The sequence below is a fragment of the Bacillus sp. FSL L8-0654 genome (assembly GCF_038629965.1).
Lineage (GTDB): Bacteria > Bacillota > Bacilli > Bacillales > Bacillaceae > Bacillus > Bacillus safensis.
On record NZ_CP152026.1, the window covers coordinates 475,178 to 492,880 of the forward strand.

The window sequence follows — 17,703 nt, forward strand, 5'->3', positions numbered from 1 at the left end:
CAAGTGGCTTTTTCAACGATAAAAGATTCCATCACCTACCACCCGCTGGGAGATGCAGCGATCGTCATCCAAGCTGGAGCTGACATACGTGAGGAGATTCATGTACGTGTTGAGCAGCTGTTTGCATGTATTGAACAGCACCCATTTGAAGGATATGTAGAAGCGGTTCAAGCCTTTACAAACGTGACTGTTTTCTACGAGCCTTATACCGTTCATCAATCGGCCCAGCTTCAAACACATGACCTATCTCCATATGAATGGGTCAAAGGCTATATTGAACAACTTCTTGAAGACAAATGGCAGGAGGGAGTTCAGGTAAAGCGCCGCATCGTTGACATTCCAGTCTGTTACGGGGGAGCGCTGGGCCCTGATTTAGAAGAGGTTGCCCGTATCAATGGTTTAACGCCAGAGGAAGTCGTGCGTATTCACACTGCGGGCACGTACCTTGTCTATATGATTGGATTTGCCCCAGGGTTTCCGTTTTTAGGCGGGCTGTCTGAAAAGATCGCGGCACCACGCAGAGAAACACCAAGGATGTCCATTCCAAAAGGCTCTGTTGGTATTGCAGGAAAGCAGACAGGCGTTTATCCAATTTCCACACCCGGGGGCTGGCAGCTCATTGGACAAACCCCGCTGCCGCTTTTTCGCCCAGACGAGGAAATTCCGAGTCTATTGAAAGCAGGGGACGAGGTCAGATTTGTCCAAATGTCTGAAAAGGAATTTTTCAGCATGAAGGAGGCAAAACGTTGAGTATTCATGTCATCAAGCCAGGAATCTACACAACCATTCAAGATAAAGGGCGGCAAGGCTATCAAAAGTATGGTGTTTTAACGAGCGGCGGCATGGACCCGCTCTCACTTAGAATCGCCAACATTCTCACTGGCAACCAAGAAAACGAAGCCGTGCTGGAAGTGACGTTGATGGGGCCGGGGCCTGTGCTCACATGTGAGAAGGATCAGCTCATTGCAGTCACTGGTGCTGATGTAGAGATTGATATTGATGGAGAGCGGGCACCATTATGGAAGCCGCTCTTTGTTCGATCAGGAAGCACGATCACCTTTGGTCTTTGTAAGAGAGGCTGCCGCGTTTATCTTGCTGTAGCAGGTGGATTTGATGTGGAACCAGTCATGCAGAGCAAAAGCACCTATGTCAGAGCAGGGATCGGTGGACTGAAGGGACGACCGCTTGAAAAAGGCGATGTTCTGCCTGTTGGAGAGCTGTCTCTCGTAGCGGATCATTTGTTTGATAGGCTGAAAAATAAAGTGAAACAGGCGGGATACGGCGCACCCGATTGGACAGTGAGTCATGATCATTTTTTACCGCTGCGGAAATCACCAGTGATTCGTGTGCTGGCAGGCAGGCATCTTCCTCATTTTCAAGAAACATTTCAAACCGCGTTTTTTGAGCAGCCTTATCAGGTCACACCCCAATCAGATCGCATGGGCTGCCGGCTAAAGGGAGAGCCGATTCATTTAAAAGAAAAGCTGGAATTGATCTCAGAAGCTGTCGCCTTTGGATCTATTCAAATTCCACCCGATGGCCAGCCGATTATTCTGCTGGCAGATCGGCAGACGACAGGCGGATACCCGCGTATAGGAGAAGTAGCGACTGTTGATTTACCGCTTATTGCACAGGCGATGCCTGGGGCAAAGCTGTATTTTGAACAAATAGATCATCGGGATGCAGAGCAGGCGTTATTTAAGCAAGAAGCAGAACTGAGGGAGCTGGCCGCAAGAATCAAGCTGGAAGCATTCTCGTTTAGAAAAGGTGAAGAAGATGCAAAACACAAATAAAACGGTTGTGAAATCAATGGAGATTTTGCGGCTGTTTATCGCTCACGATCAATTAACATTAAATGAAATGATCGAGCTTTCCGGTATGCCGAAAACATCTGTCCATCGCATGGCGAGCTCTTTAGCCGATATGGGACTGTTAGAAAAGCAAGAAACAGGTGTTTATCGATTAGGCTTAATGTTCCTTGAATACGGTCAGCTTGTGGCGGACCGCCTTGATATTCGAAGGATTGCAAGACCATTTATGGAAAGCTTACGGGATGAAGTAGGAGAAGCTGTACAGCTCATTGTTCGTGAGGGCGACGAAGCCATTTACGTGGAAAAGATTGAAGGTACGCAGCCTGTTCGTCTCTACACCGCCGTTGGCAGACGGTCTCCCCTATATGCGGGTGCCTGTGCGAGAAGTATTCTCTCCTTTTTGCCAGAGAGCGAGAGACTTGCCTATATTGACTCAATTGAGCTGGGGAAGATCGGAATTGGGACCATCACAGATAAAGAGGTTCTAAGAAACATGCTGGAAGAATCAAATGCGAGGGGATATACGCTAAGCTATTCTGAGCTTGAAAACTATACAGCTGCGATTGGAGCTCCTATTTTCAATCATCTAGGGGAAGTGGCAGCAGGTATTAGCATTGCAGGATTTGAAGCAGGATATCAAAAAGAACGCTTACCTTACTTAATTAAACAGGTGAAAAAAGCCGCCAGTGATATTTCGAGAGAATTAGGCTTTTCTGAACAAATAAAAAGCCAATGACCGTAAAGATCATTGGCTTTTTGTGTGCAGTTATTAGAAAGTTTTTCCTAAAGCTTTCGCACGTTCGATTGCATCTGCTTTAATTTGCTCTGCTTTCGCAGGCTCAGCATTGTGACCTTCAACGATAAGACCTTCGAAAGAAGGAATTCCGAAGAAGTTAGCGATTGTACCAAGGTAACGGTGACCTGCTTCAAGTTCAGCAGCAGGACCCTCAGAGTAGTATCCGCCACGTGCTTGGATGTGAAGAGCTTTTTTGTCTGTTAATAATCCAACAGGACCTTGCTCAGTGTATTTGAATGTTTTACCAGCTACAGCAACAGAGTCGATGTATGCTTTAAGAACTGGTGGGAATGAGAAGTTCCAAAGTGGTGAAACAAATACATATTTGTCAGCAGAAACGAATTGATCACTTAATTCGTTTAGACGAGCAACTTTCGCTTGCTCTTCAGCTGAAAGTGTATCGAAACCAGCGCCAGATTGAAGTTTGCCCCAGCCAGCGAATACATCTGCATCAATGTGAGGGATGTTTTCTTTGTACAAATCGATATGTACAACCTCGTCACTTGGATTTGCTTCCTTATAAGATTCGATAAATGCCTTAGCAGTAGCCATACTGTAAGAAACTGTTTCATCATGCGGATGTGCAGTGATGTATAAAACTTTTGCCATGTTCATTCAATCCTTTCTGTTTCGGTTATTTTTTTAGCGTATCCCAAAGGTACACTGAATATGTGGCATCTTTAATCATATTGGAATGCTATGAAAAAGATGTAACAAGCACAGTTACATGAAAACTGATATTTTCATTGTAATCACTATGTAGTTTGAAGTCAAGGTAAAAAGTCTCGAAATCAAGATAAAAAGTTTGTAAATTTTTCTGGAACGCGTAAACACGCAGTTTTCAGCGCAAAAAGCCTACTCTTATTGAACAAAAAATTGATCGATATCGCAAGTAAAGAGTTTGTAAAGGCGCTGCATCTCAAAAAAAGATGGATGCCCCTAAGTCATCTGCTACAAGCATCTGTTCTCCGGTTTCGTATATATAAGAGAAGGCAGGAGAGAGTGAGGGATAAGAGTGGGACGATCCTATGTTGCGATTGGAGATTCCTTAACAGTTGGGGTGGGGGCACGTTTATTTGGCGGAGGATTTGTTCAGCGGTTTTGGTGGATGCTTGAAAAAAAGACGCATGCACCGGTTGAGCTGTCCGTATTTGCAAAATCAGGGTTAACGACCGAGCAGATTTTACAGCTCTTCAAACGGTCAGAGGTGAGACGTGCGATTGCAGCAGCAGACATCATCACCATCACAGGCTGTGGGAATGACCTTGTTCAAGCTGTTCAGCAGTATGAAGAAGGTGAAGATGAAAAGAAACTGCTGCAAGCGGTCACGCATTGCCAGGCGAATTTTAGCAAGATGATTCAAGAAATCGCTCAAATTAAAAGAGGGCAGCATCAGCCCTACTACGTGTATTTCATGAATTTATATAATCCATTTCCGCAAATACCAATAGCCGGGCGGTGGCTTCAGCAATATAATCAACAGCTTCGTTTGCTTGCTGCGAATCCGCATGTAGAAGTTGTGGATGTGTACCGGGCGTTTGAAGGACATGAAAGAGCCTACTTATCGATTGATCAATTTCACCCGAATCCTAAGGGGTATGAAGCGATGGCAGAAGCATTGTTTAAGGCATACTGTAAACAGCTGTAATCCGGTGGGATTGCAGTTTTTTTCATCCTTTTCAATATATGACGGTTTCGATATGATAAAAGAAACGAAGGCGAAAGAGGTGTGCAGGCATGGAGGAAATCAGTGCGTTTTTTCAAAAGATGACAGGAACGGCTTATGAAGTAGGAAAACAGCAGGCTGTCTGGCTTAAGGAGAACCCGTTGCTAAAGACACAATATATTCGAACAGAACCGGTAACACAACAGGCTGTGAAAGAAACGAAGCAGCTGATCCGTCCCTTTCTTCCTCAATTAGATGAAGAGATTGCTGGGTTTTGTGATGAAATGCAATTAGATGAGCGTTATTTGACCTTTTTCTATTCATCTCATCTTCAGCCAGGCTGTTCCCACTGTGTGAGGCAGGGGAATATGGCGGCCGGTCAACAAACGGTCATGCTGCGTAACTATGATTTCTCCCCGATTTTTGATGATATGCGTCTTGTGACGACACATGTGAAAGGCTCAGTATATCATACAGGCTCGTCGCTGCTGTTGTTTGGCAGATCTGATGGAATGAATGAGCATGGTCTTGCTGTGACTTTCTCTGCTTGCGGTCCGCCGGTTGGCAATGAACCCGGTTTAAAGCCTCCAGCCGTCGCCGGTTTGCAGGTGTATCATGTGATTCGCTCTGTTCTGGAATCCTGTCCAACGGTCGAGGAAGCCATTCGCTCTATTGAGGAAATGCCCGTTGCCTCAAATGTTCATATCATGCTTGCCGATCGAAAAGGAAAGGCGGCTGTGATTGAAATCATTGATGGTCAAAAAAGGGTGAGGAGACCGGAGAGAGGTTATATTGCTGCAACGAACCATCCGGTAGCTGATCAAACAGCAAAAGGGATGACCAAACATCATTCTGTTGTCAGATACGATATGTTAATGGAAGCTTTAAAAGAGCAACGATCAAGTGATTCTCTTTTGAAGCTGTTCCAGACAGAATATCCTGATGGTCTGACTGTGCACAATTATGAGGAGCTGTTTGGAACGATGCGAACCGTCATGTTCCGTCCAGAAGAAGGCACAATCGATTATTGCTTTGGCTCTCCCGTATACAATCCGACTTATTCTTTAAAAGCCGGGGATTCATTGCCTTTTCAAGAACAAAAGGTTCAATTTCATCAAAAGGATTATGGACCGTCATTTTGGAGAAGTGTCTGATGATCCCTTGTTTATATTTTGTCACAGCCGCTGTGCCAAATTCAGATCAACTTAAGATTGCATCGCTCGTTGAAAGCGTTTTATATTAAGGTGTGACAATAGACCTATTTATACAGAAGGAGGCATTTCATGTACATAACGGCACGAGAACAGAAAGTCATTAAATACATCATTCAGCAAAATCGTTATGTCACCATTCGTGAGATAGCCGATTCTGTTCAGGTAAGTACTAGAACGATCCATAGAGAACTAAAATCCATTAAACCAATTTTGAAAGATTATCATCTTTCATTAGATAAACAGCCGGGGAAAGGCTTGAAGGCGGTCGGCGAACAGGAGGATAAACAGCGGCTTCTTGCTCATATGTCAAATGAGGATCAAATCGAATATAGCTCAGATGAACGAAAGCTCTTAATTCTATGTGCGCTGCTTGAAGCGAAGGAACCGGTGAAATTATACACACTCGCAGCTGACTTGCAGGTAACAAATGCGACGATCAGCTATGATTTAGATGAACTAACAGAGTGGATTGCTCCATACGGTTTGCAGCTTATCCGCAAGCGCGGGTACGGCATTGAATTAAAAGGGCCGGAGGAAGCAAAACGAAAAATTGTCGGCAATCTCATTGTTGACCGGCTCGACATTCAATTATTTTTAGAAACGATTGAAATGAATATCAAACATCGAACGAAAGCGACGGAAAAGGTGTTTGGCGTTGTCAGCAGAGGACAGCTGCTAAAGGTAGAAAGGCTGCTCTTTCATTTGAAAGATCGACTGTCACTCTCATTATCTGATAGTGCCTATATTGCACTTGTTGTTCACTTAACCTATGCTATCGAACGTATTCAGCTTGGGGAAACCATTCGAATGGAAGAGGAAGAGCTGCTGGAATTAAAGCGGACGAAGGAATTTGAATCATCACTTCGAATGGCAAGGGCGCTTGAACGCATGTTTAATGTGGAGATTCCTGAAGCGGAGGTCGGATATATGACCATCCATCTTCGCAGTGCAAATCGCAGCTTTGGGGCAGAATACCGTATTGATGAAATTGAGCTGGATATAGCGCTGAGGACGAAAAAACTTATTGATTTTATATCAAATAAAACCGGCTATCATCTCAATGAAAATGATTCATTGTATGAGGGGCTCGTGTCTCATCTTGAGCCTGCCATGAACCGTCTAAAGGAAAAGATGAGAATCTATAATCCGCTCACACAACAAATAAAAAAAGACTACTTTTTGCTGTTTATGGCGATTGAAGAAGGAGTCGAGCGTTTCTTTCCAGAGATTGAATTTCCAGAGGATGAAATTGCCTTTCTTGTGCTTCATTTTGGCTCAGTGCTTGAAATCAAAAAAGAAGAAACAAAAATTCATGCGCTGGTTGTTTGTTCAAGCGGGATTGGTTCCTCGAAAATGCTCGCCTCCCGGTTGAAAAAAGAATTGCCGGAGATCGCCAAATTCGATCTATCCTCCTTGATGGAGCTAAAGGAAATCGATGCATCGAGCTATGACATGATTGTCTCGACCGTTCCGATTCCATATGAGCATATCGATTACATTATGGTCAGCCCCCTTTTAAACGAGGATGATGCCATGCGTGTGAAGGCTCATATTAAACGGAAGATTCCTTATATCATCGAGAAAAAAAGAACAAAAGAATCTCCTAAAGAATTGGTGCAAGAAACCGTTGATATGATGGCGGTTGCAGAGCAGGTGACGAACTATATGTTTGTGATTCGCAGCATCCTGTCCCATTTTACCATCGAAAAAAGAAAGACGATGCCGCAGCATGATGAAACCATCAGGCAGCTGCTTTGTCAGCTTGAAGAGGAAGGGTTTATCATACATGCGGATGATGTAGCGGGCGGCCTTTTGGAACGTGAACAGCAAGGCGGCTTAGGCATACCCGGTACCGAGTTTGCTCTTTATCATTTAAAGCATGCATTCATCAAGGAACCAATCTTTCATATTTATGATCTTGATCAGGCATATGAGGTTAAAAGCATGGATGGCGGGCAGCAGCAGATGTCACGAATGCTCATGATGCTTGCGCCGCAAGAGCTTGGCAAGGAAGGGTCAGAAATGTTTAGCCTGATCAGTTCATCCATCATTGAAAGTGAAGAAAGCATGGCGCTTTATGGACAAGGAACAAAGGAAGACATTGAACTGAAATTACATCAGCTTTTCTATCAATTTGTTAAAGAGGCGAAGTGGTAAGAAAAAGGCCGAGAGCTTATTCGCTTCTCGGCTTTTTTGCTGTGACACAGACGGCAAGGGTAGGACGAATTTCTTCATACTCAATAGAAAATTGGTCAAACCCGGCAAACTTCAAGTCGTTTAATATGTTTTCACCCATCTCTTTTGTCCGATTGGCATCAGCTCCTTTTTCTCTTGGCTGCATCACAATAACGAGTGTTCCGCCTGGTTTCAAGGTGTGATAAAGATTGAGTAAGCCCGTTTTTGGATCATCCCAAATCGTAAAATTGTTAACAGACAGCACTTTATCATACTGCTCTCCGGGAAGACGTGTTTTCTCGATTTTTCCGACATACAGCCGAACCTGTTTGTCTTTTGCCCGTTTGCTGACGCGTGACTGTGCTTGCTCCTGCATGGTGGAAGAAGCATCAAGCCCATCAATATGAAGATCTTGATAATGCTTGAGCATATGTTTAATACTGTAGCCGGGTCCATAGCCAATTTCTAAAATGTTTTCACCATCTGTCAAATCTAAGTGGCGGATAGCCCACTGATTCAATGCTTTATTTTCATTTGCCATAATGAGTCCAGCAATGCTTCCGAGCCAGCCTTTTGGTCTGCTAAAGGTTTTCGAAATAGACAGCATGTGAGAACGCTCCTTTTTGATGATCATGTAACCGATTTTGCCCCTCTTCAAACATGCTGATTTTCGGGAACACATTTGTATAGCTTCATGATGTTTGAGTGAAAAAATGAGGTGGTAATGAAAGGATACATCAACAAATCAAGGAGGAGCTTACACATGGATTTACGTGAATATTTAACAAATGGCATTCCGCGCCAAACGCAGGATCAGCAGCCAGGCAGTGAAAGAGAAATGAATCCAGCGCCGATCTTTGAGGATGAATCATATCAAGGTTCTGGCAAGCTAAAAGGAAAAGTGGCACTGATTACAGGTGGAGATAGTGGAATTGGACGGGCAGTATCTGTTGCCTATGCAAAAGAAGGGGCACATGTTGCCATTGTGTATTTAAATGAACATGAGGATGCAGAGGATACGCAAAAACGTGTAGAACAAGAAGGCGTTAAATGCTTAACGATTGCAGGAGATGTCGGTGACGAAGCCTTTTGTGAGAAAGCAGTAGAAAAAACAGTTGAAGCCTTTGGTCAATTAGACATTTTAGTAAATAATGCGGCTGAACAACATCCGCAAGAACGTATTCAAGATATTTCGAGTGAACAGCTTCACCAAACCTTTAGAACCAACTTCTATTCCTATTTCTATTTTACGAAAAAGGCACTGGATTATTTAAAACCGGGAAGCTCCATCATTAATACAACATCAATTAACCCATATCGGGGAAACCCAGTGCTGATTGATTATACGGCGACAAAAGGAGCCATTAACGGCTTTACGCGTTCTATGGCACAATCGCTTGTGAAAGATGGGATTCGGGTGAACGGTGTAGCGCCAGGTCCAATTTGGACGCCGCTCATTCCATCTACATTTGATGAAGACAGTGTGGAAAGCTTCGGCGCAGAAACCCCAATGGGAAGACCAGGACAGCCTGTAGAGCATGTCGGCTGTTTTGTCCTGCTGGCTTCTGACGAATCGTCTTATATGACAGGACAAACACTTCATGTCAATGGCGGTTCCTTTATGAATACATGATCTACCGCGGCACCGCCCAGCTTTGATTGGGCGGTGTTTTTAGTATTTCTTGCGATTTTTCTGCACAGATATGACAGACCATACGATAATGCCTACAACAACTGCCGCAATGACAAGTGAACTCAAATGGAACATCGTTTCATGATGCATGTTCAATTTCTCCCTTCATTGAACCTGTTTTCTATAGCATCAGCCAGAAGGTCGCTTTTTATGAAAAAACACATTTCTTTGTTTAATGAATGGGCTGTCGTGGAAACCTACGTATACGGATGAAATTTTGAAGGAGTGAAACGATATGTCTCAAGAAGAATTAAAACAAAAGGTATTAAACCTATTAGATGAACAAAAGGTCGGAACACTAGCGACTGTTGAACAGGATAAGCCGCATACCCGCTATATGACTTTTTTCCATGAAGGGCTGACGTTATATACACCAACGAGTAAAGAAACACATAAAGCAGAAGAAATTGAAAAAAACCCGAATGTTCATATTCTTATTGGATATTCAGGCGAAGGATTCGGTGATACTTATGCAGAGATTGCAGGCACCGCAGCATTAACCGATGATCGGGAACTAATCGACCGTCTTTGGTCTGATGAGATGGAGAAATGGTTTAAAGGAAAAGAGGATCCGAATCTAGTGATTCTGAAGATTGAGCCAACCTCCATTCGTTATATGAACGAAGGAAGCCGTACACCAGCAGAATTATCACTTTAACACTTGCGTAAGCAGGGGGAATGTGTTATAGTTTTATATTAGTGTTGAAATAAGCAAATAAATAAAGAAAGTAAACTTTCTTTTTTCTATGACATAATGAGAAGCAATAGAGCTTCTACTTGATAAGAACGAGACGCTGTCAAAGCGAACAAACTTATTCTTTTCCTTCTGCACCCGCCCCCCTATAAAAGCGGAAGAATGGAAAAAAGACGTTTTGATTTACAATTCACACTGGCACGGCTTCGGAGCCGTAAGGACGAATGAGAGGTAGGGCTTTCGTTGTCTTGTTATCCAGAACTTCCATGGCGTTTACTTTCAAACGTAGGTTCACTCGGAACACATATGACACACTGATATGATCGAATCTTAATTCATACACTCCGTAACGGAGATTAAACATTGATTATTTATTTGCATGAAAAGAGTAAGGAACAGGCTGCCATCTATTTGGCAGCCTTTTTCATTGGGGTAAACAATAGGAATCCGAAACCAATAAGCCCAAGAAAAGGGAAGATGAAGATACAAACCAATCGCATAGCGTCCGCCCCAAAAGGGTTTGACATTAACAGCAGACCGATAAATGCACAAATAATCAGAGTGAATAAAGCGAGCTTCATGATCATTTACTTCGTCCTTTCTTTTGATACTGCCAAATCCGCTCAATAAAAAAGAACATGACCGCAAACAAAATAGAAAACATGAACATGTCCAGCAGTGTCACGCCTCTATTTGGGTGCACAAGACCAAACCAAACGAATTGCAGCACAAAAGAGATCGCAAAATATAGAATCAATTTTTTCATCATTGTCCTCTTTTCACTTCTTTTTTTGACCCTTAAGCCACATCAGCCAAATGATGAAGGAACCAATCACACATGAGAGCAAAGTGACAGGCGGCAAGGTGTGCCAGCTAGTCAGCCCCTTTACAAAACACATATAAAAAAAGAAAATGGAAATGGATACGAGTACCCATTGCTTGAACCAGCGAGGGACACGCAGCCAAGCTGCTAGAATGATTGATGATAGCTTATCCAATGAGATAACTCCTTTTTTGAATCTGATTGGATTTTATCGTAAACAACAAAGTTTGTAAAATATGGATTTTAGAGGCTTTGATGGTATTCTTCTAGCATGAAACATTTTCGCTGTACTGACGTATAAGTGAAAGGAACCTCATGAAAGGAAGCGATCAAGTGAAAAGAGTACCAGTCATCTTCCTCAGATATATTGTCTTCTTTATTCCAGCGATCATTCTCAGTGTCTTGGTGTGGAACCATTACCAAGATGATTTGTCAGATGGGAAAGTAACAGAGTATGACGTCAAAGGAATGTTTACATTTGATGAAGGAAAACGAGTGGTGAGTGCTGTATCAAAAGACCAGCAGCTCCATTTTGCAATGTATGATCCTCAATCAGGAAAAAGAATCAGTGAATGGACCACAGAAAGTGATACGTTTCATGAAATGCTGCCATCCATTCAAGGAAACAATCTCTTACTGGCTTTAAAAAATAAAGACGGAAAGCTGTTGATCGAGAAACTAACACCAAGCGGAAAAAAGAAAGAGCTCGTTCAAAATAACCTGCAGATTCCCTCATTTTTAAAAACGAATACATACCAATGGAATGGACGGCTCGTATTTACAGGAGAAATGGAAGGCGCTGCTGCGGTCATCGGTGAGTTGAAGAATGGTCAGTTTCATGTGCACAATCTGAACGACCTAAAGCTGCCAGCAAGACCCGTTTCCATCGATGTCGTCATGAATTCTTTTAGAGGGCAGACGCCAATTCCTATATTTGAAGTAACTTTGAAAAATGATCAGAAGGCGTATGTCAGCGGAATCTCAAACGAGAAGCATCAGCTTGGGGTTTATGTCTCCAAAAACGCTGAACCGTTTAGCCTTGTAGAAGATACAGTTGAGCAGCGGCTGCAAAAAACGATTGGATCATCACAAAACTTTGCTGTCGCCGTGGAATCGGAATATCCAAAAAGGGCAAGGAAAGTGAATGCAGAGGGAAGGCTTGAAGAAGTCGTTCCAACACCAAAGCCAATTTACCAAACGAATGTGTACCAGCTTAATGAAGAAGAAGTTCTTCTGGCAGGCTCTACAGCAAAGGACGAAGCAAAAGGCAAACTGACTGGTTATATTTATAACCATCGCACGAATAAGGCGACGTCTGCCAGCAAGCTTTTGCAGTCGTTTTCATATGAATCTTTACAAAAAGAAGGGCTCTCTTTCAATAAAAATGTGAAGAGCGACTGGCTCTATTATTCATTTGACAATCAATTAACGGGTGCATTTGAGACGAAAAGCAAACAGCTAAAGGAATTTCCTTTGCAGAAGGTCATCTCAATTGAAAACGCCAGTCCAGCCCACCAAACGTCTGTTGATACCTTTACGCAATATGTAATGAAGGGCGGACCGCTCATTCTTAACTGGGCGATATGGATCTTGATCCCGCTATTATTATTTGTGCTAGCGATCTTCCTGCCGCCGATTTTAAGACTGGTGAGGAGAAACAAGATAAAGGACAGTGTCACATTAGAAGCCAATATTGTGTCTGTTAAAGAAACGGGCACCTACATTAACGAACAGCCAGTTGTCAGCATGCGGCTTCAATTTGAATATGAAGGGCAGCGCATAGAAAAGACGGTTAAAACGGTTGTATCCTACACCCAGATACCGCAGCCGGGACAGCGTATTGTCATTCACTATGATCCAAAGAAGAAAAAGGCAATGCTCTTAAAAGAAGGTGACTTCTCGCAGCCAAGTCAGCCAAAGTTCATCAAAGGCGCTGTTTTAAGAAATATAGAATCATATGGAACCGTAGGACGAGGCACTGTCTTATCACTCACATTTGAATTGGATCAGAAAACGTATATCATTCCAATGATTCAAGCCGCTGGTTTTGAATTTACAACAGGAGAAAAAGCCGATCTCGTCGACATCAACGGCCAGCTCAAAATGGCAGCCTATGGCCATGAAGTGCGGAATCGATCGGGTAAAGATGTGACGTTAACAGGAACGATCCAGCGTGTGAAGCAATATCCAATGGCCATCCATGAACAAAAGCCTATTCAGCTTGATGTGACGGTTTCAAACGGAGATGAGTCCATCACAAAAACGGTTAGCCAGTTTATCCCTGATCATATGCAGGTCGCAGCGGGCACTCAAATCACGATCCAGACAAAGAAAGAAGAGCTGGATAGAGAAATGGGTCTCATGCAAGAGAAACAAGGAAGTGCAAAAGTGACCAATGTTGGATTTGCGGGCGTCATCGGCAATCTGCCGTTAGCGATCATTCAGGTTGAGAGAAATGGCATGATGTATGAAGTGAAACAGCCAATCGATCCAATCACTAGCGTCTTGCCTGGTGATGAATTATGGGTGGCGTATCACGACATGACGCGTCGAGCAGCCATTGTGAAATATGCATCAATATAAAAAAGCGTTCCTTTATCAGGACGCTTCAGCGTGAAGACTAAGGGCTAAAACGAATGTCGTTTTAGCCCTTTTTGATTAAGCTTTTGTATCATATTGGCGGAGCACCTTATCGTAGGCGAAGTTACCGAAAGGAATGAAAGCCGCAAAAAAACCAGCGATGGACCATTTCAAATGCCAGCGAACTTTAAAAGTCACATATGCCAAAATGAGCATATAGATGACAAACAATGCGCCATGAAGAGAGCCTACAATAGTGACTGCCATCGGAATATCCGCAAAATATTTTAGAGGCATGGCAATTAAAAGAAGGGTTAAAAGAGACATACCCTCAATAAAACCCGCCTGTCGAAGACGGCTAACACTTGTATGCATATACAAATCCTCCTGTATAAAAGCTAGTTTCTCATCTTCTAATATAAACGAAAGATCGTCTGGACATGCTGAAATCTACGAAAAATTCAAAATATGTTCATGGAATGCTTAAAAAATGGGAAAAGTCCTTTACTCTTTGTTTGTTTTAGAGAGTACTTGCTTTAAGTGCATAGCATCATGTAATAAATGCTCTGTCATTGCTTGAACCGCTTCTCTGGAGCGGCGCTCTTTTATTTCAGAATAGATGGCTGTATGCTCTCTTTGAATGGTTTCAGCACGAGCCCCGCCGCTAAAATGGAAGATGCGGCAATAGTGAATGAGTGCATTCACGTGATTTAATTGTTTGGATAAGCGGTCATTGTGACTCGCCAAAATGATTTTTTGGTGAAAGGCTTCATGTAACTGGACGATCTCTTTAGATGGCAGCTGCTGCTTGATCGCTTCGTCCGCCTGCGTGAGAACCTGCTCAATTTCATCCATTTCTCTTTGCGAGGCTTCCTTACAGGCAAGCTCAACAGCAAGTGTTTCTAAGGCCGCCCGAATTTGATAAAGCTCCTCGACATCTTTTTCTGTTAATGTATAGACGGAATAGCCTGAGCGATGATCCGCGATTAAAAGCTCGTCTTTTTCTAACAGTCTCATCGCCTCTCTTACCGGTGATCGGCTTACGCCAAATTGCTTGGCAAGCTGTGTTTCATTGATGCGCTCTCCTGGCTGAAACTGGCCATCAAATATCATTTGCTTCAGCTGTTCATAAAATTGCATGTGATACGGTGCTGGTCTTTCCATCTCGAATGAATTCATACCATCGTTCCCTCTTTTATACATCATCTTTTGTCTCATGTTATCCAAGTTTTTCCCTCTAGGCAAGTCTGCATCGAAAAGTCAATATCGTACAATCCAAGAGAAAAAGGGTGTGCTACACTAATGATCAGTTCAGTGAAAAGAGGGATCGACATGAACACACAAGAGGAACGAACTGTACATTTTGATCAAGACTTGCAAATAGAGGCGTATCGCTTTCATGGCATCATGCAAAAGTTCCCGAATCATTTTCATACATATTATGTGATTGGATTTATTGAAGACGGTCAAAGACGTTTGATCTGCCAAAATCAAGAATACATCATTGAAAAGGGTGATATCCTTCTTTTCAATCCGTATGATAATCACGCATGTGAACAAATTGATCACAGGACACTCGATTATCGCTGTTTAAATATTGAAGCAGAGGTGCTGGAAAAAATCTTTCAGCACAAGCCGCATTTTAAAGCCCCTGTGTTTTCACAAAGTGAACGAACAAAGCCGTTATATGATTTACATCAAATGATCACAGAAGAAGCGCCTGCTTTGAATAAACAGGAAACCTTCTATTTCTTTATGAAACAATTGATTGAAGCCTATGCTGATACCCCAGGGGGAAAAGTATCAGCCGCACATGCCAACGAACAAAAAGTCCAAGACGTACAGCAATATATCGAAACACACCTCACGGAAAATATCTCGTTAGATGACTTAGGTGAGCTTGTGTCTATGAACAAATATTCATTGCTGCGTGCTTTTACAAAGTTCAGAGGCATCACGCCGTACCGTTATTTACAGACAGTCAGGGTGAACTATGCGAAGGAGCTTCTTGCCCAAGGAGTGAAGCCTGTAGATGCGGCTGCCTCCGCTGGATTTTCTGATCAAAGTCATTTGAGTCATTTCTTTTCAGAATTTATTGGACTCACGCCAGGGCAGTATCAGCAAATTTTTGTAAAGCAGGTAACTGCTAATGAAAAATAAACAGCTGCTTGGTCATTTGGCGGCCATGTTCACCATTTTTTTATGGGGATCTACCTCTATCTCTACCAAAATATTATTAACGGCTTTTTCTCCAACAGAGATTTTATTTTTCCGTTTTTTTATAGGGTACTTGGCTCTGGTGATCATCTATCCAGTCACCATGAAGGTGCGAAATAAAAAGCATGAAGGGATGTTTGCGCTGGCAGGTTTATGCGGTGTGGTCTTATATTACTTTTTAGAAAATGTCGCACTTACTTATACGCTCGCTTCGAATGCAGGTGTCATCAGCTCCGTTGTCCCATTCTTCTCTTTTCTATTGGCTTATTTTTTATTAAAAGATGAGCCGCTGCACAGCCGGTTTTTCATAGGCTTTTTCATCGCAATGACGGGAATCGTGCTGATCAGCATGAATGGAATGGCGACGTTTCAATTGAATCCACTCGGTGATGCGTTAGCATTAACGGCTACCATCGTCTGGGCATTCTATTCCATTTTATCGAAGATGATCAACCAATATGGCTACCATATCATTCAGGTAACAAGGCGTGTCTTCTTTTACGGACTGCTATGGATGATTCCACTGATCTGGCATTTTAAAATTCGTTTAGACTGGGAACGGTTGACGAATCCATCGTTTGCCTTCCACTTGCTGTTTTTAGGCCTTTTCGCATCTGCGATTTGTTTTCTGACATGGAGCTTTTCTGTGAAAACGCTCGGTGTGGTGAAATCGAGTGTGTATATTTATGGAGTGCCCATTATTACGATGGTCATTTCAATGATCGTTCTTCACGAGAGATTGACCTTCATGTCTGCGCTTGGAACGGTACTGACCTTAGGAGGTTTGCTGCTTTCAGATAAAAAAAGTGCGGGAAGAAAGAAACAGAAGCCCCGTGTGCTGATGCAGGATAAAAAGGCGCTTTGATCAAAAAAGCGTCTTTTGTCCATTGTAAGAACAGACACTCTCTAGTAAACTCGAATTAAATGGTCGACGGTCGACCGATGACGAAGGGGGAAAAATCAATGAAGCATGTTTCAATTGCAGCAATTCCAGGAGACGGGGTTGGAAAGGAAGTTGTGCCTGAAGCCATCCGAGTTTTGAAAGCGATATCAGATGTGCATGGCGGGCTGTCTTTCACCTTTCAGGATTTTCCGTGGAGCTGTGAATATTATTTAGAGCATGGCGAAATGATGCCAAAGGATGGATTGGAACAACTGAAAGCCTTTGACAGCATTTTCTTAGGGGCAGTCGGAGATGCCAATTTAGTGCCGGATCATGTATCGCTTTGGGGATTGCTGATTAAAATTAGACGTGAATTTGAGCAGGTGATTAACGTTAGACCTGCAAAACAGCTGAGCGGTATTCGCTCCCCGCTTGCTAAGCCAAAGGATTTCGATCTTCTTGTTGTAAGAGAAAACGGTGAAGGCGAATATAGTGAAATCGGAGGCCGCATCTATCAAGGGGAAGATCAGCTTGCCATTCAAAATGCTGTTTTCTCCAGAAAAGGGACAGATAGAGCCATGCGCTTTGCTTTTCAATTAGCAGAAAAAAGACGAAAGCATGTGACAAGTGCAACCAAATCGAATGGAATTGTTCATACAATGCCATTTTGGGATGAAGTGTTTCAAGACGTAGCAAAGGATTATCCAGAGGTGACAGCAGACTCGCAGCACATTGATGCGCTCTCAGCCTTCTTTGTGACAAGACCAGAGAAATTCGATGTGATTGTTGCCAGCAATTTATTTGGCGATATTTTAACTGATCTTGGGGCTGCGATTATGGGAAGTATTGGCGTGGCGCCTGCCGCCAACATCAATGTAAATGGCAAATATCCATCCATGTTTGAGCCTGTACACGGATCAGCCCCAGACATTGCAGGGAAAGGAATTGCCAACCCAATCGGTCAAATTTGGACCGCTAAACTCATGCTTGATCATTTCGGAGAGGAAGAACTAGGTACACACCTGCTCGAAATCATCGAGTCAGTCACAGCAGACGGCTTTTTAACGGCAGACATCGGCGGGGCTTATCAAACACAAGAAATCACAAACGAAATTATCACGCGTTTGAAGAAATAATCCGTCATTAGAACC

The 17,703-nt window shown here is 43.0% G+C and carries 18 protein-coding genes; 12 read left to right on the forward strand and 6 right to left on the reverse strand.

Annotation, left to right across the window (positions count from 1 at the left end; all coding sequences use genetic code 11):
- Positions 1-3: 3 nt before the first annotated feature.
- From pxpB to MHH65_RS02285, 3 genes are read left to right on the forward strand one after another with little or no spacing between them, the layout of a single operon-like run.
- Positions 4-750 carry a 5-oxoprolinase subunit PxpB gene (gene pxpB / locus MHH65_RS02275; RefSeq protein ID WP_268414499.1) on the forward strand — a complete coding sequence of 249 codons (747 nt, stop codon included), beginning with the start codon at positions 4-6 and terminating at the stop codon, positions 748-750.
- Entirely contained in the window at positions 747-1,793 is a 1,047-nt protein-coding gene (locus MHH65_RS02280) for a biotin-dependent carboxyltransferase family protein (protein WP_342497892.1), read from the forward strand. The genes pxpB and MHH65_RS02280 overlap by 4 nt, the downstream gene beginning before the upstream one ends.
- Entirely contained in the window at positions 1,777-2,547 is a 771-nt protein-coding gene (locus MHH65_RS02285; RefSeq protein ID WP_024427337.1) for an IclR family transcriptional regulator, read from the forward strand. Before MHH65_RS02280 ends, MHH65_RS02285 begins: the two co-directional genes overlap by 17 nt.
- Positions 2,548-2,580: 33 nt before the next feature.
- Here MHH65_RS02285 and MHH65_RS02290 read toward each other — a convergent pair whose 3' ends face one another.
- On the reverse strand, positions 2,581-3,216 hold the full coding sequence (locus MHH65_RS02290) for an FMN-dependent NADH-azoreductase (protein WP_024425558.1): 636 nt from the start codon (positions 3,214-3,216) through the stop codon (positions 2,581-2,583).
- 406 nt (positions 3,217-3,622) lie between these two features.
- Here MHH65_RS02290 and MHH65_RS02295 point away from each other — a divergent pair, with 406 nt between their 5' ends.
- The 3 genes from MHH65_RS02295 (at position 3,623) to MHH65_RS02305 (ending at position 7,644) form a co-directional block, all read left to right on the forward strand.
- Entirely contained in the window at positions 3,623-4,255 is a 633-nt protein-coding gene (locus MHH65_RS02295; RefSeq protein WP_254968179.1) for a GDSL-type esterase/lipase family protein, read from the forward strand.
- An 89-nt stretch (positions 4,256-4,344) separates the two neighbouring features.
- Entirely contained in the window at positions 4,345-5,427 is a 1,083-nt protein-coding gene (locus MHH65_RS02300) for a C45 family peptidase (protein WP_135032875.1), read from the forward strand.
- Between the two features lie 129 nt (positions 5,428-5,556).
- Positions 5,557-7,644, forward strand: coding sequence for a PRD domain-containing protein (locus tag MHH65_RS02305; protein ID WP_268414503.1), 2,088 nt, complete (start codon positions 5,557-5,559; stop codon positions 7,642-7,644).
- Positions 7,645-7,660: 16 nt separating this feature from the next.
- On the opposite strand, the gene MHH65_RS02310 is transcribed toward MHH65_RS02305, so the two are convergent.
- Positions 7,661-8,269 (reverse strand): class I SAM-dependent methyltransferase, encoded by a 609-nt coding sequence (locus tag MHH65_RS02310; protein WP_034622988.1) that lies wholly within the window; start codon positions 8,267-8,269, stop codon positions 7,661-7,663.
- A gap of 156 nt (positions 8,270-8,425) precedes the next feature.
- Here MHH65_RS02310 and MHH65_RS02315 point away from each other — a divergent pair, with 156 nt between their 5' ends.
- Positions 8,426-9,295 (forward strand): SDR family oxidoreductase, encoded by an 870-nt coding sequence (locus MHH65_RS02315; RefSeq protein ID WP_024425561.1) that lies wholly within the window; start codon positions 8,426-8,428, stop codon positions 9,293-9,295.
- 295 nt (positions 9,296-9,590) lie between these two features.
- A complete protein-coding gene (locus MHH65_RS02320; RefSeq protein ID WP_041106492.1) occupies positions 9,591-10,013 on the forward strand; it encodes a pyridoxamine 5'-phosphate oxidase family protein in 423 nt (140 codons plus the stop codon).
- A 619-nt stretch (positions 10,014-10,632) separates the two neighbouring features.
- Here MHH65_RS02320 and MHH65_RS02325 read toward each other — a convergent pair.
- Positions 10,633-10,815: a hypothetical protein gene (locus MHH65_RS02325; protein ID WP_262090523.1), complete on the reverse strand. Its 183-nt coding sequence runs from the start codon at positions 10,813-10,815 to the stop codon at positions 10,633-10,635.
- 13 nt (positions 10,816-10,828) lie between these two features.
- Positions 10,829-11,047 carry a hypothetical protein gene (locus tag MHH65_RS02330; RefSeq protein ID WP_056765195.1) on the reverse strand — a complete coding sequence of 73 codons (219 nt, stop codon included), beginning with the start codon at positions 11,045-11,047 and terminating at the stop codon, positions 10,829-10,831.
- A 158-nt stretch (positions 11,048-11,205) separates the two neighbouring features.
- Here MHH65_RS02330 and MHH65_RS02335 point away from each other — a divergent pair, with 158 nt between their 5' ends.
- Positions 11,206-13,455, forward strand: coding sequence for a hypothetical protein (locus MHH65_RS02335; protein WP_268414505.1), 2,250 nt, complete (start codon positions 11,206-11,208; stop codon positions 13,453-13,455).
- Between the two features lie 75 nt (positions 13,456-13,530).
- Here MHH65_RS02335 and MHH65_RS02340 read toward each other — a convergent pair whose 3' ends face one another.
- Positions 13,531-13,827 (reverse strand): DUF3817 domain-containing protein, encoded by a 297-nt coding sequence (locus MHH65_RS02340; protein WP_076840756.1) that lies wholly within the window; start codon positions 13,825-13,827, stop codon positions 13,531-13,533.
- Positions 13,828-13,956: 129 nt separating this feature from the next.
- Entirely contained in the window at positions 13,957-14,631 is a 675-nt protein-coding gene (locus MHH65_RS02345) for a GntR family transcriptional regulator (protein ID WP_041106683.1), read from the reverse strand.
- A 153-nt stretch (positions 14,632-14,784) separates the two neighbouring features.
- Here MHH65_RS02345 and MHH65_RS02350 point away from each other — a divergent pair, with 153 nt between their 5' ends.
- From MHH65_RS02350 to MHH65_RS02360, 3 genes are all read left to right on the forward strand, one after another.
- Entirely contained in the window at positions 14,785-15,612 is an 828-nt protein-coding gene (locus MHH65_RS02350; protein WP_254806214.1) for an AraC family transcriptional regulator, read from the forward strand.
- Positions 15,602-16,534: a DMT family transporter gene (locus MHH65_RS02355; RefSeq protein ID WP_268414506.1), complete on the forward strand. Its 933-nt coding sequence runs from the start codon at positions 15,602-15,604 to the stop codon at positions 16,532-16,534. The genes MHH65_RS02350 and MHH65_RS02355 overlap by 11 nt, the downstream gene beginning before the upstream one ends.
- A gap of 98 nt (positions 16,535-16,632) precedes the next feature.
- Positions 16,633-17,688 (forward strand): tartrate dehydrogenase, encoded by a 1,056-nt coding sequence (locus MHH65_RS02360; RefSeq protein WP_098677273.1) that lies wholly within the window; start codon positions 16,633-16,635, stop codon positions 17,686-17,688.
- Positions 17,689-17,703: the final 15 nt, after the last annotated feature.

Coding starts and splice junctions, on each gene's coding strand:
- MHH65_RS02290 (WP_024425558.1), bottom strand. CDS start 3,216: ATGGCAAAAGTTTTATACATCACTGCACATCCGCATGATGAAACAGTT.
- MHH65_RS02300 (WP_135032875.1), top strand. CDS start 4,345: ATGGAGGAAATCAGTGCGTTTTTTCAAAAGATGACAGGAACGGCTTAT.
- MHH65_RS02350 (WP_254806214.1), top strand. CDS start 14,785: ATGAACACACAAGAGGAACGAACTGTACATTTTGATCAAGACTTGCAA.
- MHH65_RS02315 (WP_024425561.1), top strand. CDS start 8,426: ATGGATTTACGTGAATATTTAACAAATGGCATTCCGCGCCAAACGCAG.
- MHH65_RS02310 (WP_034622988.1), bottom strand. CDS start 8,269: ATGCTGTCTATTTCGAAAACCTTTAGCAGACCAAAAGGCTGGCTCGGA.
- MHH65_RS02285 (WP_024427337.1), top strand. CDS start 1,777: ATGCAAAACACAAATAAAACGGTTGTGAAATCAATGGAGATTTTGCGG.
- MHH65_RS02345 (WP_041106683.1), bottom strand. CDS start 14,631: ATGAATTCATTCGAGATGGAAAGACCAGCACCGTATCACATGCAATTT.
- MHH65_RS02325 (WP_262090523.1), bottom strand. CDS start 10,815: ATGAAAAAATTGATTCTATATTTTGCGATCTCTTTTGTGCTGCAATTC.
- MHH65_RS02340 (WP_076840756.1), bottom strand. CDS start 13,827: ATGCATACAAGTGTTAGCCGTCTTCGACAGGCGGGTTTTATTGAGGGT.
- MHH65_RS02360 (WP_098677273.1), top strand. CDS start 16,633: ATGAAGCATGTTTCAATTGCAGCAATTCCAGGAGACGGGGTTGGAAAG.
- MHH65_RS02355 (WP_268414506.1), top strand. CDS start 15,602: ATGAAAAATAAACAGCTGCTTGGTCATTTGGCGGCCATGTTCACCATT.
- MHH65_RS02320 (WP_041106492.1), top strand. CDS start 9,591: ATGTCTCAAGAAGAATTAAAACAAAAGGTATTAAACCTATTAGATGAA.
- MHH65_RS02305 (WP_268414503.1), top strand. CDS start 5,557: ATGTACATAACGGCACGAGAACAGAAAGTCATTAAATACATCATTCAG.